The sequence below is a fragment of the Streptomyces sp. NPDC053431 genome, from assembly GCF_044544925.1.
Taxonomy (GTDB): domain Bacteria; phylum Actinomycetota; class Actinomycetes; order Streptomycetales; family Streptomycetaceae; genus Streptomyces.
The window spans coordinates 107,884-130,305 of the sequence record NZ_JBITXX010000020.1 but is presented as its reverse complement, the minus strand read 5'-3'; the positions used below and the strand labels follow the sequence as shown (position 1 = coordinate 130,305).

The window sequence follows — 22,422 nt, the reverse complement described above, 5'->3', positions numbered from 1 at the left end:
CCCAGGCCCGCTGGCGAGCGGTCACCGCACCCCACCTCGTCGCCCTCGTCCGAGCCGGCGCCCGCTTCCACAACGGCCACCCCGCCGAACAGGACGAGACCTTCGCAGCATGAACCACCTCAACTGATCCACAAGTCTTGACTATTGCTCCTGCAGCGGGTCGGTCGTCGAGATGACGCGTCCGATGTCGTCGTACGAAGTGCGGTAGACCGGTGTGATGGTGGTGCCGCCAGGCGGAGTGTAGGCAGGGAGGGTGAGCGCGGTGGTTCTACCGAGTCGGTCGAAGTCGGATCGGGTGACGGCTCCGTTCTCGTCCCGGGAGCCGCTCAGGTCGCCGAAGGTGTTGTAGCCGTTCGTTGTGGTGGGCTTCTTCTGCTGGGCGGCGCTTCCGTAAATCTCAGTGCTGACGGCGGGTGAGGCCTGCTCAACGAGGCGACCAAGGGCGTCGTAGCGGTAGGCCGTGGTGTAGGCGTCGGGGTCGGCGCCCGTCTTGTTGCCGCGCGGACTGGTGGAGGTGAGGAGCAGGCCACGCCGGTCGTAGGTGTTGCGGGTGGTGATGGTCGTGATACCCGAAGACAGAACGGCAGTCGTGACGTTGCCGACCTGGTCGTAGTCGAGGTGCTGCGTCTGGGACTCCGTGGCAGAGACGCGTCGCGTGGTGTCTGTGAGCCGGTCGTCCTTGTCGTAGGTGTAGTCGACGGAACGGTTGAGGCCGTTGGGATCGAGGACCGACCGAGTGATGCGTCCGGTGACGTCCACATTGAACGTTTCCATGCGAGCGCCGCCGTCGGTAACCTGCTTGATCAGGTAGTTGGCACCGTCGTAGGTGTTGCTCTCCTGCAGGATGTCCCGGTGGGTGCCGTCGCTCTGTTCGACCTGGAGGGCGGTCGTAGTGGCGAGCAGGCCGTCGTCGAAGTAGGTGAACGACGTGGTTGAACCGAGGGCATCGGTAGTAGAGGCGAGACGGCCGGCGGGGTCGTAGGCGTTTGACTCCAACACGAGGTCGCGTGGTTCGCCTGACGGGTGCCCGGTCCAGTTCTTCAGGACGGTCTCATTGATGTCGCCGCGTGGCGTGTAGGTGTAGGTGGTTTCGATACCGAGGGCGTCAATCTCGCTGGCCACCTGGCCGAATTCATCGTAGCCGAACTTCGTGGTCTTCTCTTCGGCATCCGTGATCGAGTCATTGAGTCCGCGTTCATCATAGTGACGCTTCGTCTTGCGAGCGACATCGCCGCCAGTGAGGTCCTCGACGATCTCAGCGAGGAGGTTTCCGTCCGCGTCGAACTCGCGCGTTGTCTTCGCCGTGTGAGTGACACCGGTGATCTCGTTCTTGACGCCGGTGCCGGTCTCCGAGGTGACGTTCGACAGCAAGTCGTAGCCATAGGTGGTGGTTACACCGTCCGGGTACGTGTCGGAGATCTGAGTCTCGCTGACCTTGCGGCCGAGTCCGTCGTACGTGAAGGAGGTGATGAGTTTGTTGGGGGCTGTGACCTGGGCGAGGTCGCCGTTGGCAAAGTAGGCGTATGCCGTGACGGCGCCCTCGGGGGTCACTGTGCTCGAAACCAGTCCGGCAGGCGTCGTACCGCCGTTGAAGGCCGGTTCGGTTCCGGAGGTGTAGGTAGTCGAGGAGCTTCTGCCGTCGGCAAGGGTCAGCTTGTCCGGTAGCCCCAGGGTTGTGTAGCCCGTTGTCGTCTTGTAGCGGTTGTCGGCCGGGCCGGAGGAGCGGGCGTCGCGGGCGACGGTCTGCTTTCCGTTGCGGGGGTCGAGCGGGTCCGCGGTGTTGTTGTAGTACTCCGCATAGGAGGTCCAGCAGGAGTTGTCGTCCCGGCAGGTGGTACGAGAGACCATGTTGCCCTGGGCGTCATGGCCGGTGACGGTGGAGTGGCCGTTCGGGTCCGTGACCGTGTGAAGGTTGCCACCGGTGTCGTATGCGTAGGTAGTGCGTCCACGCGCCGCATCGATGGAGGCAATAAGGCGGTGCCCGCGCAAGGCGTCGTAGGTGGTGTACGTGTTGACACCCTTGGGGTTGGTGACAGTAACGGTCATGGCGAGCGCAGAGGTACTGGAGTGCTCACGGGAGTGGTAGTGCTCGGCGACCTGGTCGGCGGTGAGGCCGTGTTGGTAGATGGCGACTTCGTCGATCTGGCCGGTGAAGTAGGACACCTCGGCGGGGGCGGCGGGCCAGTTCTTGGCGAAGCCGGCGCCGATGTAGGTGCGGGTGTTGGACTGGTGGTTCACCGCGCCGGTCAGAGTGGCGGCCTGGACGCCGTCGAGGTAGAGGGTTTGGGCGCTACCGGTGGCGGTGACGACGGCGTGGTGCCACTGATCGTCGTTGACGTTTTCGGCGGAGGCGACCTTCGCCGTGCCGAGGCCGGGTGAGTAGAACTTGCCGTTGAGCTTGCCGTCCGTGCCCACATACAGCAGGGGCGCGTACGTACCCGTGGCGGTGGGGCCGACGGGGTTGGACTGGTCGCCGATCAGGACGCCGGGCTTGGTGGTCTTGAACCACAGCTCGACCGCGAGATCGGTGGAGCCGCGCAGGATGCTGCCGGGTATCTCGGCGTAACCGTTGCCGTTGAGCGTGAGGGCGGTGTTGTCGCCGGTGCCGAAGACGCCGTCGGTGCCGAGGGTGGCATTGGTGTAGGAGCCGTCGCCGTTCTGCGCGGCGGTCAGGCTGTTGGCCACCGGGCCGCTGGACTCGTCAAGGCGCCAGTAGCCGGCCGGGGCGTCGACGGTGACAGCGCCGCGGTAGTGGGGGCCGTCGCCGGCGACCATGCCGGTGCGGGCGCGGTAGTGCTTGCTGATCTCGGCCTGGGAGAGGGCCCTGGGATAGAAGGCGACCTCGTCGATGGCTCCGCTGAAGTAGCCCCAGGGGTCGTTGGGGTCGATGGCCGCCCAGCGGGTACCGCAGCAGTTCTTGCCCAGGAAGACCCGGGTCTGGTCCAGGTGGGTGATCGTGCCAGCCACCGAGCCCGCAAGCATTCCGTCGACGTAGAGGGACGAGGTGTTCACGTTGCCGACCAGTACGGCGTGGTGCCATTGGCTGTCGGTGACGGTGTTCTTGGACACCGGTGGGATCCAGTTGGTGGTCGCGGAGTAGAACTGGCCGTGGAGCTTGCCGTCCGTACCCACGTAAAGCAGCGGGGTCGAGTGGGTGGGCGTCTCGCCTTCACCGATGTCGACGTTCGACTCGGCAAGCAGGATGCCGGACTTGTCGGTACGGAACCACAGCTCGGCGGACAAGGTGGTGGAGCCGCTCAAGGATTCAGGGGCGAGCTCGATGTGGGAGTCGCCGTTGAAGCCTGCTGCGGTGTCGTCGCCGTCGGCGAAGGCGCCGTATGTGCCGAGCGCGATGTTGTCGCCGTAGGTTCCGTCCGCGCCGTCGAGCAGCGCGCTGGAGGCGGTGGTGCCGCGGCGGTCGCCCAGGCGCCAGTACTCGTGCGGGCCGGATGCGAGGACCTCGGCACTGTAGGCGGCGGAGCCGGCCGAGAACGAAGGTGCGGAGACCTTCCACGTGCCGTTCTTGGAGTCCGTCACCTGGGTGACGCGCTCGGTGTCGGAGTCGTAGACAACCCGAGAGTCGACGCGTCCCGACGGGAGCGTGACCTTCGTCATGCGGGATGTTGCAGCCTTCGCCGCGTAGTGCTCGGCGACGGTACCCGCGTCGAGGGTGTGGCCGTAGACGGCGACCTCGTCGATCAGGCCGGTGAAGTGACCCAGCGGGTCGGCCTTGTCGATGCCCTGCCAGGGCACGCTGGTCCACCCCGTACCGACGTAGGTGTAACGCTGCTCCAGGTGATCGATGGCGCCGGTCTTGGAACCGACGGCTGTGCCGTCGAGGTACAGGGTCTGCGCGGTTCCGGCGCCCGAGAGGACCAGGTGGTGCCAGGCGCCGTCGTTGACGACACCCGTCGTGGTCATCGGCGTCCAGGAGGTGCCGGGGTAGTAGAACTGGCCGCGGAGCTTGCCGTCCGTGCCGACATACAGCAGGGGGGTTGCCTGACTGACGCTGTCGACGGCCTCTATGCGCTCGTTCGCCTGCGACAGCAGCACACCGGGCTTGGTCGTCTGGAACCACATCTCCACCGACGCGAACGGCGAAGAGCCCAGAGCATCATCGGCGAGCACGAGGTAGGACTTGTCAGGGTCGGCGGCAGTGCCGTCGAAGGAGCCGGCCTTGTTGGTCGTGCCGGTCAGTGCGCCCGCCTGTCCGTGAGCGACGTTCCGGTAGTAGGCATCGTTCAGGCCCGTGCCGGAGACGGTCTCACTCGCCGCAGTATCGCCCTCGGTTTCGTTCAGCCGCCAGTACGCCGACGGCCCGGCGTCCAGCACCGTGCTGCGGTAAAGGCTGCCGTCCTCGTAGGTGTAGAGGGTGCAAGCAGTGTCGGATGACGGCGGGCACACCTTGGTAAGGCGGTCGCCCTCGTAGGTGTAGGTCCACTTCAGGACTGCGCCCGCGGCATTGACTGCGCTCGTCGACGCCGTCTGCACGTGGCCGCCCGACCAGGTGAACGTGAGTGTGCGACCGGACAAGACGTCCTTGGCCTCGGTCAACTGATTGTTGGTGTAAGTCAGCTGCTGAACCCGGCCGTGACCGTCAGCGATCTTCGTGAGCAGGCCTGTGGCGCTGAACGTGTAGAGGCTTCCCGTACCGTCGCGCAGGGTCCAGCCGCCACCGGTCTCCGCCTTGAGAGCCCCGATGGAGCCTGAAGGAGCGGCATAGCTGCCATCGGCGTTCTTGCCAAAACGCACCCGGCTACCAGTCGCCAGCGTGATCACCACGCTACCTGTGCTTTCGGCCGTAGCACGCATGTCCCAGCGTGTTGCCCAGCCCGCGCCGAAGGCATTCTTCTGCCGCGGATCCATCGAGTTGTACGTGCGGGTCATTGAGAGCTCGGGGCCAACTGTGGGCACAGCTGCGTCGGTTGCGGCGGTGCCGTAATTCCCCGAGCGTTCGTCGAATGCGTCGGAGGTTGTCGAGGCACCGAACTGGCCGGTGATGGCCGGCTGGGGAACCTGCGTGGTGAGGAGCGACGGGCCAGGCCTTACTGAGGTCACGCTGCCGTCGTAGGCGTATGCGTACCAGGCGTAGGTCTTTGACCAGGAGAGCCAGCCGCTGGTGACCGCCCACTGCTGTGAGGTCACACGCGGGCCCATCTTGCAGTTCTTGCGAGTGTCCTTCCCTTCCACTTCGCAGACCTCGAACTGGTACTGCAGTGCCTTCGGGTAACGGTCGCGGTCGACACCAGATGCCCAGAGGGTGGGGGTCAGGGTGTTGGTCACGGCACCGCTGGGAGGCGCGATGCGGATCAGCTGCGGCGGAATATTGACAGCGGAGACTTTGATCCCGACGGGGGGTACGCCAGCACCGCTGAAGGTGGCGATGCCGTTGTCGTTCATGGTCCAGAGAAGCGTGTAGTCGCCAGGCGGAAGCGGGGCGATCTTCGCGTCGACGGTCACGCTCGCGCCGGGAGGCACGTCGGCGGGGATCGCCGACCAACGGATCTTCGAGGTGTCCGCGATCTCCTTGCCTGCGCCGTCGTACAACAGGTACCGCAGGGAGAAGTTGCCGTTCTTCGGCCATGTTTGCTGCCCGCGGTTGGTAACGGTGACGCGGAACTCACCATCGGCGGTGGCGGTGATGGGGGTAACGAACTCCCCCATCTTGTACGTGGCGCCGTACTTGGTCCACGTCACGTCAAGCGCCGGCTTTCCGCTTGAGTCGTCGGAGCCGAACGCCTTCCACGCGTAGGAGTCGGTCGTCGACGCCTTCACCGCCAGGCCGTAGTTCGCCTTTCGCCCATGAGTCCAGTCATCGACCAGCTGGCGACCGGATGAACCGAGGTTGATCGACTCCCAGGCCGGTCCCCCACACGGCAACGAGCTTGATCCGGATGCCTGCCAGGCATGCGCGAATGACTTGGATGCCAGCGCAGCACCGGTCGAAGGGCCCGGGTAGGTGCTGGTCGTGGACTCGTACCAGTTCGACGTAATCGGATGGACGGTCACCGGTCGGGCGGTGCACGAGTAGGACCAGGTGTTGTACAGCGCAAGGCGGGCGTTGACGATCCAGGCGTTCTTTAGTGTGGTCTCGACACCGGCGAAGCGTAGGAACGCAGCAGCTTTGTGGCTGCCCTTGTCGTAGGTGCCGACCCTGAGTTCTGTGCTACCCGAGAAGTTCTGGTTGTAGGGCCACTCCACGTAAGTGCCCGAGCTTGCCGCGAAGGAGGTCAGGGTGGTGACGGTCGGATCAACCTTTACCGGGAAGACTCGCTTCGGATCCCGCAGCCAGTCTGCGTCCAAGGACACCTTCAGGGCCTGACCACCGGCAATGTCCACCAGCTCGTAGTGGACGCCGCTGGAGATTTCACCCTGGTTGGAGTTCGGAGCGAGGTTCGCATCCTCCATCCACCCTGCGGGCATCGTGGCCCGTACCCCGCCCGCGGTGTCCCTGAACGTCACCGCACCCGTCTCCTCGATGCGAGGCGTCAAGCCTTGCATGTAGAGGGGGAAGACCCACTCGGTGGGAGCATCGACGCTGTGAAGCGTGATGACTTCCTTTACGGAAGTACCGCCGGCAACGAACGTCAGGTCTGCGTCAGGGCGCACGGCACGGTAGATGATCGCGCTTTCCTCCGCTTCTCCGGGGGCGTGCGTAACGTCCCGGACGGAGAAGCCCACCGCTGTGTCAGCGCCCGTCTTCAGAGAGACCAGCGGGGCGCCGTCGGCGTACCCGGCGAAGGTGGTCTGAATGTCGCCCGAGGTAATCGTCCAACCGTCCTCGGAAGCATTCACCGCGCGGCCAAGACTCCCGCCTCGGGGGAGTTCCTTCAGAGTCGTGTCGATCGGCTTCCACTTCCCGGATGCCTCGCGGAAGTTGACCGGCTCTTCGTAAAAGCGTGTAGTGAGGGTGCCGTCGGTGTTCTGGAACGTCTTGGACATCCGGTTCCGCTCACCGGCGAGCTCGCGGCTCGTGTTCGGGTCAAAGCCCTTCGGCTCTGCCGCCACGACGGATGCGGGAACGGATGCCGGAGTAGTAACCGCGGACGGAAGCCTCGTACCTGCAGGGCTCAGGACGGATGATGTCCCGCCCTCTGGGGGGAGTTCTCTCTGGGACGGCGTGTGTCCACGGTGGCCACCGGCCGCCGTGGCCGAGGTGTCGCCCGCGGTGGCCCGGTGCGAGTGGCCATCCGCTGAGCCCCATTGCTGGTCGGGAGCGTCAGCCGCCCTTACGGGCATGCCGGCGAACGTCTGCGCGGAAGCCACGCCCTCAGCGCTGGCCATACAAGCCATAACGAAGGCAACAGCAACGGAAACAGGCCGCACGAAACGCACGGAGGCCCCCCTCAGAATGCGATCAAGAGGGGTCAGTAGATCGACACATGGATAAAGTAAGCAAGAACCGTGTTCATTTCGTGATCATCAAGTGAAGATCGTCACCCCGCGAAAGCGAAGAAAGAGAATGAAATGCTCCGCGCCGTGGCGGTGCCCACGGCCGTTGGAAGATGGCGGGCCGAATCACGACGAGGCCAGTCACGAAGGCGGCGGTCGCGAAGGCGGGGGCTCAAGCCGACGCGGGTCACGACGCCGGCGGGATGAAGTCAACGGCGGCGGCGGGCAGGACGCGGATGCTGCGGCCGGGGAAGTCCAGGTTGCGGAAGATCTCGTTGTGGTGGGCGACGGACGCGTCGGGCTCGGCGTAGGGGCCGTCGCCCGCCTCCCGTACGGAGGTGGTGTGGCCGTCGGCGACGAGCACGAGGTCGTAGCGGCGACTGAGAGCCTGGCGGGCGGTGGTTCGACGCAGATCTCGGTGGCGAAGCCGGTGACGAGGAGCTCGGTGGTGCCGAGCGCGTCGAGGGTGGCGGCGAGGTCGGTTTCGAGGAAGCTGTCGGCGCTGGTCTTGGCGACGACCGGCTCGCCGTCCGCCGGGGCGAGTTCGGGCACGATCCGCCAGCCGTCGATGCCGGGTTCGAGGCCGCCGCCGTGATGCTGGACGGTGATGACGGGGACTCCGGCGGCGCGGCCGCGGGCGCGGAGTCCGGCGATCACGGCGACGGTCTCGGCGGCGCGGTGGGCGATTGCGACGAGGGCGTTCTGCATGTCGATGACGAGGAGCGCCGGGGCGTGGGTCGTGCGCGCACGTTAGCGACTTCAGCTCATCCGTACGACGAGATGCGCGCGGTCCCGACCCCGTGCCACCAGACGGGCGTTGGCCTCGTCGGAGTCGGCGACCCAGCGCGCGGCGTGCGCCGGGTCCTTGCCGAAGCGGACGTGCCGGGCGACGAGCCGGGGGACGCGGCGGCGGGCGTCGAGGTCGAGGTACCAGGCCTCGTCGAGCAGCGGGAGGACACCGGCCCAGGCCCCTTCCCCGTGCAGGAGATAGTTGCCTTCGGTGATGACGAGCGGGACCTCGGGAGGTACGGGTATCGCCCCGGCAACGGGCTCCTCCAGCGCGCGGTCGAAGGCGGGCGCGTAGACGGTGGTCCCCGGCTCGGCGGCGCGCAGCCGGACGAGCAGGGCGGTGTAGCCGGCGGCGTCGAAGGTGTCGGGGGCGCCCTTGCGCCCGGCGCGGCCGAGCCGCTCCAGCTCGGCCTGGGCCAGATGGAAGCCGTCCAGCGGAACGAGCACGGCCAGCCCGTCGAGGCGGGCGGTGAGCCGCGCGGCGAGCGTGGACTTCCCGGCCCCGGGCGGCCCGGCGATCCCGAGCACCCGCCGCCGCCCGCCGGCGGCCAGGGCCCGGGCCCGCTCGGCGAGGAGATCCAGTTCCCGCGCGTCCATGCGCGGCATTCTCCCACCGGTACGCACGGACGACACGGGCGCGTGAGCGGGCCGGGCGTGACATCGTGGGTGTCATGATCATCGAAGTCCGCCCGGCCTCGGTCTTCGAGGACGTCCGCGCCGTCATCGGGCCGAAGTCGCCCACGGCCAGCGTCTGCTTCTGTCTGAGCTACCGGATCGGGTCCAAGCTCAACAAGTCGCTCGTCGGCCCGGCCCGTGGCGAGTACGTCGCCGAGCTGTGCCGCCCGGACCCCCCGCCGGGGGTGCTCGCCTACGACGGCGACGAGCCGGCCGGCTGGGCGGCCGTGGCACCGCGCGCGGAGACGTCCTTCGCGCGCAACCGCAAGATCCCCCACGTCGACGACCTGCCGGTCTGGTCCCTGTGGTGCATCCGGGTCCGCCCTGGCCACCGCAAACAGGGCATCTCCCACGCCCTGATCGCCGGCGCGGTCGACTTCGCCCGCGCCCACGGCGCCCCGGCCGTCGAGGCGTACCCCCTGGACAACGGGGACGCGAAGGTCGACCTGACGATGGCGTACGCGGGCCTCCGCAAGAACTTCGAACGCGCGGGCTTCGTCCACGCGGCCGACACGACGTCGGTCCTGGCGGGGCATCCCCGGATCCTGATGCGGCGGGACCTGCGCTGAGGGACCGGGGGGCGGGGCGCCGGAACAGCCCGACCCACGCCGCACCCGTCCACGCCGTACCCGCCGTGTCGCGTTGGCACCACGCCCGTCATACGTATTACCTTGGCCCCATGTCCGCCGCACCCCAGCTCCCCATGCTCGCCCTGGTCACGCTCGTCGTCCGTGACTACGACGAGGCTGTCGACTTCTACACCCGCGCCCTCGGCTTCGAGCTCGTCGAGGACACCGACCGCGGCGACGGCAGCCGCTGGGTCGTCGTGCGCCCGCGCGGCGCTCAGGGCACCGGACTGCTGCTCGCCCGGGCGAAGGGCGAGGCGCAGGCAGCGGCGGTCGGCGCCCAGACGGGCGGCCGGGTCGGCTTCTTCCTGTACACCGACGACTTCGCCCGCGACCACGAGCGCATGACCGCCGCCGGGGTCAGCTTCCTGGAGGAGCCGCGCCACGAGCCGTACGGCTCGGTCGCCGTCTTCGAGGACCTCTACGGCAACCGCTGGGACCTCCTCCAGCCCGCGACCGCCTGACCCGGCGGGAGCCTGGCGCCCCCGAAAAGCCGTGACGTGACCCGCAGGCCTCACGGCCGCGTGACGTCGCCGCTGACCCGGACGGTGCGTCAGGGCGCCTCCGACAGGATCTTCTCGGTCAGTTCCCTCGCCGCCTCGATCGGGTCCGTCTCCGGGCGGGTGGCGGCAAGCGCCAGGGCGCCGTCGATCAGGATGAGGAGCTGGGTGGCGGCGCGGGCCGGCCGGGGGTGGCCGAGGCTGACGAGCTCCACCTCGAAGAGGCCGGTCACCTGCTCCCGGTACGCGCGGGTGACGGCGTGGCCCGGGTGGTCCGGGTCGGCCAGCGCCAGGTCGGCGGCGAGATAGCGGCAGCCCCGGAAGTCCGGCTTGGCGACGACGCGCGCCAGCTCGGCGAACACGGCCAGCAGCCGCTCGCGCGGGTCGTCGCCGGCCGCGCTCATGGTCCGTACGTACGCGGCCGCGTCCTCGCCGGCACTGCGCCGCAGCACCTCGGCGATCAGGCCGTCCTTGCCCCCGAAGTGCTCGTACAGGGACCGGCGGGCGACGTTCGCCTCCTTCAGGAGCGTGTCGACGCCCACGCCGACGCCCTGTTGGTACGTCAGGCGCTGGGCCGCCTCCAGCAGTCGGTCGCGCGGGCCTGGTCCGGTGCGGCTTCCGGCACGGGTTCCGGTACGGGTGCTCATGGAGTCAGTGTGCCCACCGTTGACTAGTAGATCAACCGGTCTATATATTCGAGCGCAGCAGGGAGTAGACCGACCGTTCTATCTAGTGGAGCAGGATCGTGACTTCGTACCTCACCGCCCTCACCGACGCCGAGACCGGCGCCACCACCACCGCCGTCATGAAGCGCTTCAACCAGGCGTTCATCGCCCACGACCCCGCCCTTCTCGACGACCTCGTCGGCGAGGACTGCGTCATGGTCTCGGTCCAGCCCGCGCCCGCCGGGCAGCGCGTCGAGGGCCGGGAGGACTGCCTCGCCTTCTGGCGGACGCTCGCGGCCGACCGGACCACCCGGTTCCGGCCCGAGGAGGTCGTCGTCGCGGGCGACCGGGCGACGATCACCTGGCAGTACACCTTCGGCCCCGGCCCGACCGACCACGTACACGGCGTCAACCTCATGCGGCTCGACGGCGGGCTCATCGTCGAGGCCCTCGGCTACAGCAAGACCGGCGGCGAGGTCCCGCTCGCGACGGACGCCGACACGGGCGCCGGCACGCGTGCCGGCACGCGCGGCGACGGCGACCCCGTCGACGACGCCCACGGAGCCGTCTCCTCCTCCTCGAACGGGGTCTGACATGCGCAGTTACCACGTCGACAGCGGCGCCGGCATCGACGGTCTCGCGCTCCGCGAGCACCCCGCCGCCCCCTCCCCCGGCCCCGGCCAGGTCCTGGTCGCCGTGCGCTCCGCCTCGCTGAGCTACCGCGACCTCATGGTCCTGCGCGGCACCTACGTCCTCCCCGTGAAGCCCGACGTCGTCCCGCTCGCCGACGGCGCCGGCCAGGTGGTCGCGGTGGGCCCGGGCGTCACCTCCGTGCGGGTCGGCGAGCGGGTGGCGGCCTCGGTGTTCCCCAGCTGGCAGGACGGACCGTTCGACCTCCGGCACCTGGCCCAGCTCGGCGGCTCGCTGGACGGCATGCTCACCGAGTACGCCGTGCTCGACGAGACCGCGCTGGTGCCGGTCCCCGAGCACCTGTCCTACGGGGAGGCCGCGACGCTCCCGGTCGCCGCCGTCACCGCCTGGAACGCCCTGACCGGCGACGGGGACGGCACGGGCGGCGGGCTGCGCCCCGGGCAGACGCTCGTCACCCTCGGCTCCGGCGGCGTGTCCCTGTTCGCCCTCCAGCTCGGCAAGGCCCTCGGCGCCCGCGTGATCGCCACCACCAGCAGCTCCGCCAAGGCCGAGCGCCTGTACGAGCTCGGCGCGGACGAGGTGATCGACTACCGGGCCACCCCCGACTGGCACGAGACCGTACGCGCGTTGACACGGGGTCAGGGCGCCGACCGGGTGGTCGACGTCGCCGGCTCGCTCGACGCGTCACTGAAGGCGGTGCGGGTGGCGGGTCACGTCGCCTGCGTCGGCTTCGTCTCCGACTCCGCGCCGCCGCTCGACCCGCGGGTCCTGTTCGGCTCCGGGGCCACCGTGCGCGCGCTCGCCGTCGGCAGCCGCGCCCAGTTCCTGGAGATGAACAAGCTCGTCGAGCGGGAGCGGATCCGCCCGGTCCTGGACCGGACCTTCCGGTTCGACGAGGCCCCCGAGGCGTTCCGGCACTACGCCTCCGGCGCCTCCTTCGGAAAGGTGGTGATCAGCATGGAGGACGGCGCGTGAACGTGGGCGTGCGCGTGAGCCCCCGCTCCCGCGTCCGCCCGGCCGGCGGCCGCCCCGCCGCCTCAGGCCCGCGCCCCCGGCCGGTTCGCCAGGTACTCCTCGAAGGTGATCCGCCCGTCCGCCCGCTCCGGCGTCAGGTGCCCGCCCTCGCGGAACGCCCGGTACGCCCCGCCCGTCAGCGGCACGTTCAGGACCGCGCGGCGGCGGCCGCTCGCGCGCAGGTAGGCGCGGGCCAGGTCGGGGAGGCTCCGCACCTCGGGGCCGCCCATGTCGGCGACGCGCCCCGCCGGATCCCCGGCGGCCAGCGCGCACAGCCGCTCGGCGACCTCCCCGACCTCGACCGGCTGGTCGGAGACGCCCGCCGGGAGCGGCATGGCGGGCAGCCTGGCCGCGCTCTCCAGCACCCGGAGGACCAGGTCGTGGAACTGCGTCGTGCGCAGGGTCGTCCAGCCCAGCCCCGACTCCTCGACGATCCGCTCGACGGCCAGCTTGGTCCTGTAGTAGCCGAGCGGCACCCGGTCGACGCCGACGATGGAGATGTACACCAGGTGCCGTACCCCCGCGCGGCGGGCCGCCCCGACCAGGTGGCGCGCCGCCCGCTCGTCGCCGCCGCGCGTACTGGTGGCGCAGTGCACGACGGTGTCGACGCCGTCCAGCGCCGCGTCGAGGCCCGGCCCGCCCTCGCGCAGGTCGACGGCGTACGGCTCGGAGCGCCGGCTCAGCACCCGCACCTCGTGTCCGTCCGCGCGCAGCCGCCGCGTGACGAGCCGGCCGAGGGTGCCGGTGCCGCCGGTCACCAGGATCGTGGTCATCGCGCTCGTGTCCTTCCGGTCCGCGGGACCCCGGCTGGAGCCCCGTCACCCGCTAGGACCGGCGAGCGCCCGGGAATGTGACATCGCGGCGAACCGTCGGCCCGCGGAGTACGACCCCTCGGGGTTGATCACGATCCACGTCACCTGGCCACTTGGTCACCTGGTCACCTGGTCACCTGGTCACTTCGACATGATGAAGTCGAGGGCCATTCCCTCGGCGGTCGTCCAGTACGTGACGAGCTGGCCGTCGTCCGCGTACAGCGTGGCGACGGGCATGGGGACGTCGATCGGCGTGCTCGCCTTGCTGCCGGCCTTGCTGCCCTGGAGGGTGAGCGTGATGCTCTTCGCCTCGTACTCGTCGCGGTGGCCCCCGGCCACGAGCAGGGCCGCGTAGGCCTCCTCACCGGGAGCGATGGTGACGGGCTTCCCCTGGTCCGGGTCGCTGTCCTTGATCACGGGAACCGTCGTCCGCGCGTCCGCGCCGAGCCGCACGAGCGGGTAGCGGTAGAGGTCGCACGTCATGTCGCCCGTGTTCTGGACGGTGATGAGGAGGTGCCTGGCGTCCTTGCTGTCCGCGGGCTCCTTGACGGCCGAGACCCCGAGGTCGGCGGCGGTGCAGGCGGGGGCGGCGGCACTCGGCTTCTGCGAAGCCGTCCCGCCGGGCTCGGACGAGTTCGTCGCGCTCGGCGTGCCCGGCGTCCCCGGCGTCGCCGGCGTGCTCGTGGCCCCCGTCGCGCTGGGCCGGGCCGAGGGCTTGCCCTGGTCCGCGCCGTCGGACCCGCTCGGCTCGCACGCCGTGGCCCCGAGCAGCGCGGCTGCCACCGCGGCCCCTATGGCACAGGACTTCAGGTGAGTCTTCATGTCGTATCCCCCGTGGTCGGCCGCGGACGGCCGCTGTCGACATCTCGCTTGTCGAGAAAAGTCTGTACCTGCTGTCACCCTCGCCATGCGCGCCGTGCCGTTCTGTTACCGAGGAGGTACAGGGAGGAGGCAATTCCTGCTACTAGAGGGCGAGTTCGGCCCGCACCGTCTTCCCGACGGGCAGCCGGTTCAGGATCTCCCAGCGGGTGGCGAGCGCGTCGACGAGCAGGAGACCCCGGCCGCTGTCGGAGAGCGGGGACGCCGGCCGCAGGAGGCCGGGGCGGCGCTCCGTACGGGTGTCGGAGACGTCGATGCGGAGGTGTCCGTCCCCGCGGTACGAGAGGACCAGCTCGAAGTCCCGGCCCGGCACGCGGCCGTGGGTGACGGCGTTCGCCGCGAGCTCCGCGACGATCTGCGCGGCGGCGTCGGAGACCGCGCTGCCGTGCGGGACGCCCCACCGGTCGAGCTGATGGAGCGCCAGCCTCCGGGCGAGCCGGGCGCCCCGTGGCGTCGAGCTGAAGCGCTGGGTGAACACACGTACGGTGACCGGCTCTTGGCGGGTCTGCTGGGTGGTCATGGGGCCAATGTGGCGGCGCGGGCGGCGGGCTCCCAGGTCAGAAACTCGTACGCTGCGTGAGCGTACGAGTTCGGAGGGTGGACAGTGCTCATCACGGCCCGTGACGATGCGGGGTGGGAGGTGCGCGTGATGACGACGACGGACGGATGCGCGGAGCCGGAGACCTCGGACAGCCTGAAGGCCTTCGGGGAGGTGGTCAAGGCGTTCCGCAAACGAGCGGGACTCACCCAGGAGGAGTTCGCCGCGCTGGTGCGGTACTCGAGAGAGACGATCGCTTCGATCGAGCAGGGGCGACGGTTCCCGTCGCCCACGTTCATCGACCGCGCGGAGCACTTGCTGGACGCGTTCGGGGTGATCCGCGCCGCGGCGAAGCACCTGTCGCGGCAGCCGGGGTTGGCGAGTTGGTTCCAGCGGTGGGCGAGGCTGGAGGCGACCGCGCTGTGCCTGTACACGTACGAGAACCGGCTGGTTCCGGGGCTGCTGCAGATCGATTCGTACGCCAAGACGCTGTTCGAGCAGCAGTTGCCGCCTCTGGGCGACGGTGAGGTCGAGGAGAAACTCACGGCCCGCATGGCGCGACGGGAACTACTGACGGAACGGCCCAACACCGCCTACAGCTTCATCATCGAGGAGCACGTGCTGCGGAGGGGAACGGGCGGCCCCGAGGTGCACCGCGCGCAGATCGAGCACGTCCTCCGGATGTCCGAGCGGCGCAACATCGAGATCCAGGTGATGGAGCAGAGCCGGGGGCATCACGCGGGACTCGACGGACCGCTGCAGTTGCTGGAGACGCCGGACAACCGCTGGTACGGCTATTGCGAGGGGCAGCGGGCTGGCCTGCTGCTTTCCGACTCGAAAGACGTCGGCATCCTCCAGATGCGGTATGCCAGGATGCGCTCACAGGCTCTTACCCTGGAAGACTCCCAGAGCCTGTTGCGGCAGATGCGAGGAGCGACATGAGCACCACTGACCTGACCTGGTTCAAGAGCAGCTACAGCAGCGGCGGCGACGGCGACTGCGTCGAGGTGGCCCTCTCCTGGCGCAAGTCCACCTACAGCAGCGGCGGAAGCGGCGACTGCGTAGAAGTCGCCCCCTGCCCCACCACCGTCCACGTCCGCGACTCCAAGCGCCCCGAGGACGCGCGCCTCGCGCTCGCGCCCGCCGCCTGGGGGACGTTCGTCGCGCACTGCGAGCGCCTGTAATGGCCTATCTGGACGACCTGTTCTCCCTCTCCGGCCGCACCGCCCTCGTCACCGGCGGCAGTTCGGGGATCGGCAAGGCCGTCGCCCGCGCCCTGGCCCGGGCCGGGGCGTCCGTCGTGATCGTCGCCCGGCGCGAGGCCGAGCTGAAGGCGGCGGTCGACGAGCTGACCGAGCTCGGCGCGACGGCCTCGTGGGTGAGCGGCGATCTCGGCAGTCGTGAGGGCATCCGGGCGGCGGCCGAGGAGGCCGCCGGCGTCCACGGCGAGCCGGACATCCTCGTCAACTCGGCCGGGATCAACCTGCGTCCGCCGATGTCCGAGCTCTCCGACGAGGTGTGGGACCGGACGATGGCCGTGAACCTGGAGGCGCCGTTCCTGCTCGGGCAGCGGTTCGGGCCCGGCATGGCCGAGCGGGGGTACGGGCGGATCATCCATGTGACCTCGCAGCAGGCGCACCGGGCGTTCGTGCAGTCGGGCGCGTACGGGGTGTCGAAGGGCGCGCTGGAGTCGCTCGCCCGCTCGCAGGCCGAGGCCTGGTCGCCGTACGGGGTCACCGTCAACACCCTGGTGCCCGGCTTCGTGATGACTCCGCTCAACGAGCGGCTCTCCTCGGACGCGGCGAAGGTCGCCGAGCTCGCCGCGCGCACGATGGTGGGGCGCAACGGGCTCGCCGAGGACTTCGAGGGTGCCGCCGTGTTCCTGGCGAGCCCGGCCTCCGCCTACGTCACGGGGCAGGCGGTCTTCGTGGACGGCGGCCTGTCCGTCCACTGACCGGCGCGGGGGGCCGGGGCGCTACGCCGCCGGCTCTCCCGGCCCGGCCGTGAACCACTGCTCGCCCCCGCCGCCGGCCTCGGCCGCCGCGTCGAGGGGGACTTCGGCGACCGCCTCGGCGGGCACCTCCTGCGGGGGCACGGGGGCGGACAGCCGCGCCTTGAGGTCGGCGTTCTCCGCCTCGAGGGCCACGATGCGCTTGCGCGCGAAATAGAGTTCGACGACCGCGTCCTGGAACTCGGCGACCAGCTGGTCCGGGGTGAGCTGCACCATCGTTTCTTCTCTCTTCCTTATGCGGGGGCTATGCGCGTGCGGGTGCCGGCCGAGCCGCGCCACCACAGCTCGCCGTTCTGGGCGTACAGGGTGCCGCCGCCGGCCGCCGAGACGGTGCCGGTGGGCGGGGTGGCGGTGTTGCCGACCTCGACGGTGCCGTCGACGAGGAGGCCCGGCTTGTCGGTGCGCTGCACGATGTGGACCTGGGCGCGGGGGGTGGCGCCGCGGTCGATGCCGATGCCGATGAGGCCGGTGCCCTTGACCGTGAGGTCGTCCAGGTCCGCGTTGTTGCGCAGCACGAGCAGGGCGCCGCTGGTGGGGCCGTGGGTGGCGGTGACGTAGATGCCCTGGGCGGCGGTGCCGGGCTTCTTGGGGTCGGTCGCGCCGGGCGTCTGGAGGTCGATGGAGAGCGCGGCGGCGTTGGCGTCGGAGCCGTCGGTGTAGCCGCGGTGCGCGATCTTCAGGGTGCCGCGGCCCGTCTCCGTACCGGACAGGTACATCGCCGACGTGCCGGGGTTGTCGGAGACGACGTTGAGCGCGACGCCGGTGCCGCTGGTGGCGGCCTGGTAGAGCGTGGCGGTGTGTTCGCTGGTGGACGTCGTCTTGAGGAACGCGGAGTTGACGGTGCTGTCGGTGGTGAACCGCTGCGCGTGCACCTCGCCCTCGAAGGTCTGCACCGGTCCGGCCGCTTCGGCCTCCCCCGCCGTCGCGCCCATGGCCACGGTCACGGCCCCGGCCGTGAAGCCGCCCACGAACAGTCTCCTGGTGACAGTCATGCTCGGTCCCCTCCCCTTGATCCGTCTCTGCGGGCGTCATTCTGACAGGACGTCCGGGTGATGTTCATGCGCGTCGGCCGCCGGCGGGGCCGCGTGCGGCGGCCGCCGCTCGATACTCCGGCCCATGAGCCCAGCCCCTCTGCCGTCCCGGCCGCGCCTCGCCGCCGCGACCGCGTTCACCGCGCTCGCCGTCCTCCTCGCCCTCGGTTCCCCGGTCGCGGCCGCCGGGGGCGACGGCGGGCACCACCGCGAGGAGTGCAACAGTTCGCCCCCGCCCGTCCGCGGCCCGGCGCGCGAGGTCCTGCGGGTCGCCGAGCGGGCCAAGGCGGAGATGGACCTCAAGTCCGTGATCGTGCGGGTCACCGTCGGCGGGCGCGAGCTCGTCACCTCGGCGCTCGGCGAGTCGATGACGGGGGTCCCGGCCGAGCCGGCCATGCACTTCCGGAACGGCAACATCGCCATCAGCTACATGGGCACGGCGCTCCTGCGGCTGGTCGACCAGGGCCGGGTCGGGCTCGACGACCCCGTCGGGCGCTGGCTGCCCGGTCTGAAGGACGGCGATCGGATCACCCTGCGCATGCTGGCCGCCTCCACGACCGGCCTCCGCGACTACGTCACGACGCCCGGCTTCCCGCAGGCGGTCGCCGCGAACCCGTTCCGCCAGTGGACGCCCGACGAGCTGGTGTCGATCTCGACCCGGCAGGACCGCTGGTACGCCCCGGGGACCAACTGGAGCTACTCGCACGCCAACTTCGTGCTCCTCGGCGCCGCCCTGGAGAAGATCACCGGGACCCGCCTGGACGTCCTGCTCCGGCGCGAGATCACGGGGCCGCTCGGGCTGCGGGAGACCCGTAACAGCTTCACGCCCGACATCCCGCGGCCCGTCCTGCACGCGTTCACCGACAGCCGCGGGACGTACGAGGAGTCGACCTTCTGGAACCCCTCCTGGACCACGGCGCCCGGCGCCGTGCAGACCACGGACATCTGCGACCTGGAGCGCTCGGCGGTCGCCATCGGCTCGGGCGAGCTGCTCTCCCCGGCGTCGTACCAGGAGCTGCTGGACCCGGGGACGGTGGGACTCGGCCATGCCACCCGCACCTGCCCGGCGAAGGTCTGCCTCGCGCAGACCGAGGCCACCCACTACGGCATGGGCGTGCTCGTGCTGGGCGACTGGGTCTCGCAGCACCCGCTGTTCTTCGGCTACTCCGCCTCGATGGCCTATCTGCCGTCCGAGGGCCTGGCCATCGCGGTGTCGACCACGCTGGGCCCCGAGGCCCCCGACGGGCACACCGCGCACACCGTCGCGCAGCGCATCGCCGCGGCCCTGGCGCCGGACCACCCCATCCCCGACTTCGGCTGACCGGCGCGGCCGGGGACGCCACGGGCCCCGGGCGGAACATCCGCCCGGGGCCCGTTCACGCGCCGGTCAGGCGCGGCGCGTTCAGCGCAGGTCGAACCGGTCCAGGTCCATGACCTTGGCCCAGGCCGCGACGAAGTCCGTCACGAACTTCTCCTTGGCGTCGTCGGAGGCGTACACCTCGGCGACGGCGCGCAGCTCGGCGTTGGCGCCGAAGACCAGGTCGGCGCGGGTGCCGGTCCACTTGACCGCGCCGGAGGCGTCGCGGGCCTCGAACGTGGTCTGGTCGTCGGAGGTGGACGTCCAGGAGGTGCCCAGGTCGAGCAGGTTGACGAAGAAGTCGTTCGTCAGCTTGCCCGGCGTCTCGGTGAGGACACCGAGGGAGGACTGCGGCTGGGTGACGCCCAGGACGCGCAGACCGCCGACGAGGACCGTCATCTCCGGGGCGGACAGGGTGAGCAGGTTCGCCTTGTCGACGAGCAGGTACTCGGCGGGGAGGCGGTGGCCCTTGCCCAGGTAGTTGCGGAAGCCGTCCGCGGTCGGCTCCAGGGCGGCGAAGGACTCGACGTCCGTCTGCTCCTGGGAGGCGTCGACGCGGCCCGCGGAGAACGGGACCTCGACGTCGAAGCCGGCGTCCTTGGCGGCCTTCTCGACGGCCGCGTTGCCCGCGAGGACGACGAGGTCGGCGATCGAGACCTGCTTGCCGCCGGCCGCGTTGAAGGACTCCTGGACGCTCTCCAGGACGCGCAGCACCTGGGCGAGCTCGTCCGGGTTGTTGGCCTGCCAGCCGCGCTGCGGCTCCAGGCGGATGCGGCCGCCGTTGGCGCCACCGCGCTTGTCGCTGCCGCGGAAGGAGGCGGCGGCGGCCCAGGCGGCGGAGACCAGCTGGGTCACGGAGAGGCCGGACTCGAGGATCTTCTCCTTGAGGGAGGCGGCCTCCGCGGCGTCGATCGGCTCGCTCGTGCGCGCCGGCAGCGGGTCCTGCCAGAGCAGCTCCTCGCTCGGGACCTCGGCGCCGAGGTAGCGCACGACGGGGCCCATGTCGCGGTGGGTGAGCTTGTACCAGGCGCGGGCGAAGGCGTCCGCGAACTGGTCCGGGTTCTCGTAGAAGCGGCGCGAGATCGGCTCGTAGATCGGGTCGAACTTGAGCGACAGGTCGGTGGTGAGCATCGTCGGGCGGTGCTTCTTCGACGCGTCGAACGCGTCCGGGATGGTCTCCGGGGCGTCCTTGGCGACCCACTGGTGGGCGCCGGCCGGGCTCTTGGTGAGCTCGTACTCGTACTCGAAGAGGTTCTTGAAGAAGCCGTTGCCCCACTGGGTGGGGGTCTCGGTCCAGGTGACCTCCAGGCCGGACGTGATCGCGTCCTTGCCGGAGCCCGTGCCGTGGGAGCTCTTCCAGCCGAGGCCGAGCTGCTCGATCGGCGCGGCCTCCGGGTCGGCGCCGACGTTGTCCGCCGGGCCGGCGCCGTGCGCCTTGCCGAAGGTGTGGCCACCGGCGATGAGGGCGACGGTCTCCTCGTCGTTCATCGCCATGCGGCCGAAGGTCTCGCGGATGTCGCGGGCGGCGGCGATCGGGTCCGGGTTGCCGTTGGGGCCCTCGGGGTTGACGTAGATGAGGCCCATCTGGACGGCGGCGAGCGGCGTCTCCAGCTCACGGTCGCCGGAGTAGCGGGCGTCGCCGAGCCACTCCGTCTCCGGGCCCCAGTAGACGTCCTCGTCCGGCTCCCACTCGTCGACGCGGCCGCCGGCGAAGCCGAAGGTCTTGAAGCCCATGGTCTCCAGGGCCACGTTGCCGGTGAGGATCATCAGGTCGGCCCAGGAGATGGCCTTGCCGTACTTCTTCTTGACCGGCCACAGCAGACGGCGGGCCTTGTCCAGGTTGCCGTTGTCCGGCCAGCTGTTCAGCGGGGCGAAGCGCTGCTGACCACCGCCGGCGCCACCGCGGCCGTCGCTGATGCGGTACGTGCCGGCGCTGTGCCAGGCCATCCGGATCATGAGCGGGCCGTAGTTGCCGAAGTCGGCAGGCCACCAGTCCTGCGAGGTGGTGAGCACCTCGGCGATGTCCCGCTTGACGGCGGCGAGGTCGAGGGCCTGGAAGGCCTCCGCGTAGTCAAAGTCCTCACCGAGGGGGTTCGCGACGGGCTGGTTCTTGGCGAGGATCTTCAGGTTGAGCCGCTCCGGCCACCACTGCCGGTTGCCGCCGCCCTGGGTCGGGTGCGAGGCGCGGCCGTGCGCGACCGGGCAGCCGCCCTTGCCTTCCGCCGCCGACGAGTCCTCGGTGACAAGGGGATCGTGATTCTGCTCAGACATCGGTCTTTCCTTCCGAACCATTCGGATCGCGGAGCTCGGGAATTGCTGAGGCGTCGGAGTGATGGCGTCGGTGTGCCCGGCGTACACCCTCTTGGCTACTACTGGAGTAGATCCTATGCTGGACTCAGTCCAAGTCAATACGACAGCGGGACTCGTCCGGAATACTCGCACAGCAAGGCTGGTGACCATGAGCAACCTGCTGGATCGGCTGCGCCGACGTGGCTGGCGGATGACCGCCCAGCGACGCGTGGTGGCCGAGGTCCTGGACGGCGAGCACATCCACCTGACCGCGGACGAGGTGCTCGCCCGGGCGACGGCGAGACTGCCGGAGATCTCGCGCGCCACGGTGTACAACACGCTCGGCGAGCTCGTCTCGCTCGGCGAGGTGGTCGAGGTGTCCGGGGTCGGCCGCGCCAAGCGGTACGACCCGAACGCCCACCAGGCCCACCAGCACCTGGTGTGCGCGGGCTGCGGCACGGTCCGCGACGTCCACCCGCAGGGCGATCCACTGGACGGACTTCCGGAGGCGGAACGGTACGGCTTCACGGTGACGGGCGCGGAGGTCACCTACCGGGGCCTGTGCCCGGTGTGCGGAGCCGTCGAGGCGGGAAGCGGGAACGGCTGAGCGCCGGGCCGGCGACCGTGCGGTTGCCGCTACGGCCGGCCGGGCACACGGCCGCCCGGCCCCACGGCCGAGCCGGCACATCGGACGGCCGGCCGGACACACGGCCGAGCCGACCGGCGCGCGGGGCGCCGGTCGGCTCAGGTGGTGCGCGGGGTGGGGTACCGCTCAGTTCTCGTCCGCCGGCTCCAGCCGCAGCGAGATCGAGTTGATGCAGTACCGCTGGTCGGTCGGGGTCGGGTAGCCCTCGCCCTCGAAGACGTGTCCCAGGTGGGAACCGCAGCGGGCGCAGCGCACCTCGGTGCGGATCATGCCGTGGGAGGTGTCCGCGAGCAGCTCGACGGCCTCGCTGTCCTTCGGGTCGTAGAAGGACGGCCAGCCGCAGTGCGACTCGAACTTCTCCTCGGACGTGAAGAGTTCGGCGCCGCAGGCCCGGCAGGAGTAGACGCCCTTGGTCTTCGTGTCCGTGTACTCACCGCGGAAGGCGGGCTCGGTTCCGGCCAGCCGGAGCACCTGGTACTCCGACGGCGTCAGCTCGGCCTGCCATTCCTCGTCGGTCTTCTCGACCTCGTACGCCATCGTTCGCTCC

Annotated in this window: 19 protein-coding genes and 1 pseudogene; 9 read left to right on the top strand and 11 right to left on the bottom strand. The window is 70.0% G+C overall.

Going from position 1 to position 22,422, the window contains the following annotated elements; genetic code table 11:
• Positions 1–141: 141 nt before the first annotated feature.
• The 3 genes and pseudogenes from ACIGXE_RS32630 to ACIGXE_RS32620 form a co-directional block, all read right to left on the bottom strand.
• Entirely contained in the window at positions 142–6,942 is a 6,801-nt protein-coding gene (locus ACIGXE_RS32630; protein WP_399753161.1) for a LamG-like jellyroll fold domain-containing protein, read from the bottom strand.
• Positions 6,943–7,579: 637 nt separating this feature from the next.
• A pseudogene (locus ACIGXE_RS32625) lies at positions 7,580–8,100 on the bottom strand (isochorismatase family protein).
• 51 nt (positions 8,101–8,151) lie between these two features.
• Positions 8,152–8,787 carry a nucleoside/nucleotide kinase family protein gene (locus tag ACIGXE_RS32620; protein WP_399753160.1) on the bottom strand — a complete coding sequence of 212 codons (636 nt, stop codon included), beginning with the start codon at positions 8,785–8,787 and terminating at the stop codon, positions 8,152–8,154.
• 65 nt (positions 8,788–8,852) lie between these two features.
• On the opposite strand from ACIGXE_RS32620, the gene ACIGXE_RS32615 reads away from it, so the two are divergent.
• Positions 8,853–9,425: a GNAT family N-acetyltransferase gene (locus ACIGXE_RS32615; RefSeq protein WP_399753159.1), complete on the top strand. Its 573-nt coding sequence runs from the start codon at positions 8,853–8,855 to the stop codon at positions 9,423–9,425.
• A 110-nt stretch (positions 9,426–9,535) separates the two neighbouring features.
• Entirely contained in the window at positions 9,536–9,946 is a 411-nt protein-coding gene (locus ACIGXE_RS32610; protein WP_399753157.1) for a VOC family protein, read from the top strand.
• 89 nt (positions 9,947–10,035) lie between these two features.
• Here the strand turns inward: ACIGXE_RS32610 and ACIGXE_RS32605 are convergent, their stop codons facing one another.
• Entirely contained in the window at positions 10,036–10,629 is a 594-nt protein-coding gene (locus ACIGXE_RS32605) for a TetR/AcrR family transcriptional regulator (protein WP_399753155.1), read from the bottom strand.
• A 98-nt stretch (positions 10,630–10,727) separates the two neighbouring features.
• Here ACIGXE_RS32605 and ACIGXE_RS32600 point away from each other — a divergent pair, with 98 nt between their 5' ends.
• Both ACIGXE_RS32600 and ACIGXE_RS32595 read left to right on the top strand, forming a co-directional pair.
• On the top strand, positions 10,728–11,240 hold the full coding sequence (locus ACIGXE_RS32600; RefSeq protein WP_399753153.1) for a nuclear transport factor 2 family protein: 513 nt from the start codon (positions 10,728–10,730) through the stop codon (positions 11,238–11,240).
• Position 11,241: 1 nt separating this feature from the next.
• Positions 11,242–12,273, top strand: a complete 1,032-nt coding sequence (locus ACIGXE_RS32595) for an NAD(P)-dependent alcohol dehydrogenase (RefSeq protein WP_399753151.1) — start codon at positions 11,242–11,244, stop codon at positions 12,271–12,273.
• A gap of 62 nt (positions 12,274–12,335) precedes the next feature.
• Here the strand turns inward: ACIGXE_RS32595 and ACIGXE_RS32590 are convergent, their stop codons facing one another.
• The 3 genes from ACIGXE_RS32590 to ACIGXE_RS32580 form a co-directional block, all read right to left on the bottom strand.
• Positions 12,336–13,085, bottom strand: coding sequence for an SDR family oxidoreductase (locus ACIGXE_RS32590; protein ID WP_399753150.1), 750 nt, complete (start codon positions 13,083–13,085; stop codon positions 12,336–12,338).
• Between the two features lie 180 nt (positions 13,086–13,265).
• Positions 13,266–13,946 (bottom strand): DUF4232 domain-containing protein, encoded by a 681-nt coding sequence (locus tag ACIGXE_RS32585; protein ID WP_399753149.1) that lies wholly within the window; start codon positions 13,944–13,946, stop codon positions 13,266–13,268.
• 142 nt (positions 13,947–14,088) lie between these two features.
• Positions 14,089–14,523 (bottom strand): ATP-binding protein, encoded by a 435-nt coding sequence (locus ACIGXE_RS32580; protein ID WP_399753147.1) that lies wholly within the window; start codon positions 14,521–14,523, stop codon positions 14,089–14,091.
• 129 nt (positions 14,524–14,652) lie between these two features.
• Here ACIGXE_RS32580 and ACIGXE_RS32575 point away from each other — a divergent pair, with 129 nt between their 5' ends.
• Genes ACIGXE_RS32575 through ACIGXE_RS32565 form a run of 3 tightly spaced genes read left to right on the top strand, consistent with a single transcriptional unit; the run spans position 14,653 to position 16,495 of the window.
• Positions 14,653–15,483, top strand: coding sequence for a Scr1 family TA system antitoxin-like transcriptional regulator (locus ACIGXE_RS32575; protein WP_399753145.1), 831 nt, complete (start codon positions 14,653–14,655; stop codon positions 15,481–15,483).
• Complete coding sequence (locus ACIGXE_RS32570; RefSeq protein ID WP_399753143.1) at positions 15,480–15,725, top strand: DUF397 domain-containing protein; 246 nt, start codon at positions 15,480–15,482, stop codon at positions 15,723–15,725. The genes ACIGXE_RS32575 and ACIGXE_RS32570 overlap by 4 nt, the downstream gene beginning before the upstream one ends.
• On the top strand, positions 15,725–16,495 hold the full coding sequence (locus tag ACIGXE_RS32565) for an SDR family NAD(P)-dependent oxidoreductase (protein ID WP_399753141.1): 771 nt from the start codon (positions 15,725–15,727) through the stop codon (positions 16,493–16,495). The genes ACIGXE_RS32570 and ACIGXE_RS32565 overlap by 1 nt, the downstream gene beginning before the upstream one ends.
• 21 nt (positions 16,496–16,516) lie before the next feature.
• On the opposite strand, the gene ACIGXE_RS32560 is transcribed toward ACIGXE_RS32565, so the two are convergent.
• On the bottom strand, positions 16,517–16,768 hold the full coding sequence (locus tag ACIGXE_RS32560) for a hypothetical protein (protein WP_399753139.1): 252 nt from the start codon (positions 16,766–16,768) through the stop codon (positions 16,517–16,519).
• A gap of 17 nt (positions 16,769–16,785) precedes the next feature.
• Positions 16,786–17,544 carry a hyaluronoglucosaminidase gene (locus tag ACIGXE_RS32555; RefSeq protein ID WP_399753138.1) on the bottom strand — a complete coding sequence of 253 codons (759 nt, stop codon included), beginning with the start codon at positions 17,542–17,544 and terminating at the stop codon, positions 16,786–16,788.
• A 124-nt stretch (positions 17,545–17,668) separates the two neighbouring features.
• Here ACIGXE_RS32555 and ACIGXE_RS32550 point away from each other — a divergent pair, with 124 nt between their 5' ends.
• The gene (locus ACIGXE_RS32550; protein WP_399753136.1) at positions 17,669–18,904 is read left to right on the top strand and encodes a serine hydrolase domain-containing protein; all 1,236 of its coding nucleotides are present in this window, start codon (positions 17,669–17,671) and stop codon (positions 18,902–18,904) included.
• Between the two features lie 81 nt (positions 18,905–18,985).
• Here ACIGXE_RS32550 and katG read toward each other — a convergent pair whose 3' ends face one another.
• Positions 18,986–21,211 (bottom strand): catalase/peroxidase HPI, encoded by a 2,226-nt coding sequence (gene katG / locus ACIGXE_RS32545; protein WP_399753134.1) that lies wholly within the window; start codon positions 21,209–21,211, stop codon positions 18,986–18,988.
• A 187-nt stretch (positions 21,212–21,398) separates the two neighbouring features.
• Here katG and ACIGXE_RS32540 point away from each other — a divergent pair, with 187 nt between their 5' ends.
• Complete coding sequence (locus tag ACIGXE_RS32540) at positions 21,399–21,836, top strand: Fur family transcriptional regulator (RefSeq protein WP_399753132.1); 438 nt, start codon at positions 21,399–21,401, stop codon at positions 21,834–21,836.
• Between the two features lie 165 nt (positions 21,837–22,001).
• Here the strand turns inward: ACIGXE_RS32540 and msrB are convergent, their stop codons facing one another.
• Entirely contained in the window at positions 22,002–22,412 is a 411-nt protein-coding gene (msrB, locus tag ACIGXE_RS32535) for a peptide-methionine (R)-S-oxide reductase MsrB (RefSeq protein WP_399753130.1), read from the bottom strand.
• Positions 22,413–22,422 lie beyond the last annotated feature (10 nt).

Excerpts from the sequence above, each read along its gene's own strand:
- ACIGXE_RS32630 (WP_399753161.1), bottom strand. The coding sequence starts at position 6,942 with ATGTCCAAGACGTTCCAGAACACCGACGGCACCCTCACTACACGCTTT.
- ACIGXE_RS32620 (WP_399753160.1), bottom strand. The coding sequence starts at position 8,787 with ATGCCGCGCATGGACGCGCGGGAACTGGATCTCCTCGCCGAGCGGGCC.
- ACIGXE_RS32615 (WP_399753159.1), top strand. The coding sequence starts at position 8,853 with ATGATCATCGAAGTCCGCCCGGCCTCGGTCTTCGAGGACGTCCGCGCC.
- ACIGXE_RS32610 (WP_399753157.1), top strand. The coding sequence starts at position 9,536 with ATGTCCGCCGCACCCCAGCTCCCCATGCTCGCCCTGGTCACGCTCGTC.
- ACIGXE_RS32605 (WP_399753155.1), bottom strand. The coding sequence starts at position 10,629 with ATGAGCACCCGTACCGGAACCCGTGCCGGAAGCCGCACCGGACCAGGC.
- ACIGXE_RS32595 (WP_399753151.1), top strand. The coding sequence starts at position 11,242 with ATGCGCAGTTACCACGTCGACAGCGGCGCCGGCATCGACGGTCTCGCG.
- ACIGXE_RS32590 (WP_399753150.1), bottom strand. The coding sequence starts at position 13,085 with ATGACCACGATCCTGGTGACCGGCGGCACCGGCACCCTCGGCCGGCTC.
- ACIGXE_RS32585 (WP_399753149.1), bottom strand. The coding sequence starts at position 13,946 with ATGAAGACTCACCTGAAGTCCTGTGCCATAGGGGCCGCGGTGGCAGCC.
- ACIGXE_RS32580 (WP_399753147.1), bottom strand. The coding sequence starts at position 14,523 with ATGACCACCCAGCAGACCCGCCAAGAGCCGGTCACCGTACGTGTGTTC.
- ACIGXE_RS32575 (WP_399753145.1), top strand. The coding sequence starts at position 14,653 with ATGACGACGACGGACGGATGCGCGGAGCCGGAGACCTCGGACAGCCTG.
- ACIGXE_RS32570 (WP_399753143.1), top strand. The coding sequence starts at position 15,480 with ATGAGCACCACTGACCTGACCTGGTTCAAGAGCAGCTACAGCAGCGGC.
- ACIGXE_RS32565 (WP_399753141.1), top strand. The coding sequence starts at position 15,725 with ATGGCCTATCTGGACGACCTGTTCTCCCTCTCCGGCCGCACCGCCCTC.
- ACIGXE_RS32560 (WP_399753139.1), bottom strand. The coding sequence starts at position 16,768 with ATGGTGCAGCTCACCCCGGACCAGCTGGTCGCCGAGTTCCAGGACGCG.
- ACIGXE_RS32555 (WP_399753138.1), bottom strand. The coding sequence starts at position 17,544 with ATGACTGTCACCAGGAGACTGTTCGTGGGCGGCTTCACGGCCGGGGCC.
- ACIGXE_RS32550 (WP_399753136.1), top strand. The coding sequence starts at position 17,669 with ATGAGCCCAGCCCCTCTGCCGTCCCGGCCGCGCCTCGCCGCCGCGACC.
- katG (WP_399753134.1), bottom strand. The coding sequence starts at position 21,211 with ATGTCTGAGCAGAATCACGATCCCCTTGTCACCGAGGACTCGTCGGCG.
- ACIGXE_RS32540 (WP_399753132.1), top strand. The coding sequence starts at position 21,399 with ATGAGCAACCTGCTGGATCGGCTGCGCCGACGTGGCTGGCGGATGACC.
- msrB (WP_399753130.1), bottom strand. The coding sequence starts at position 22,412 with ATGGCGTACGAGGTCGAGAAGACCGACGAGGAATGGCAGGCCGAGCTG.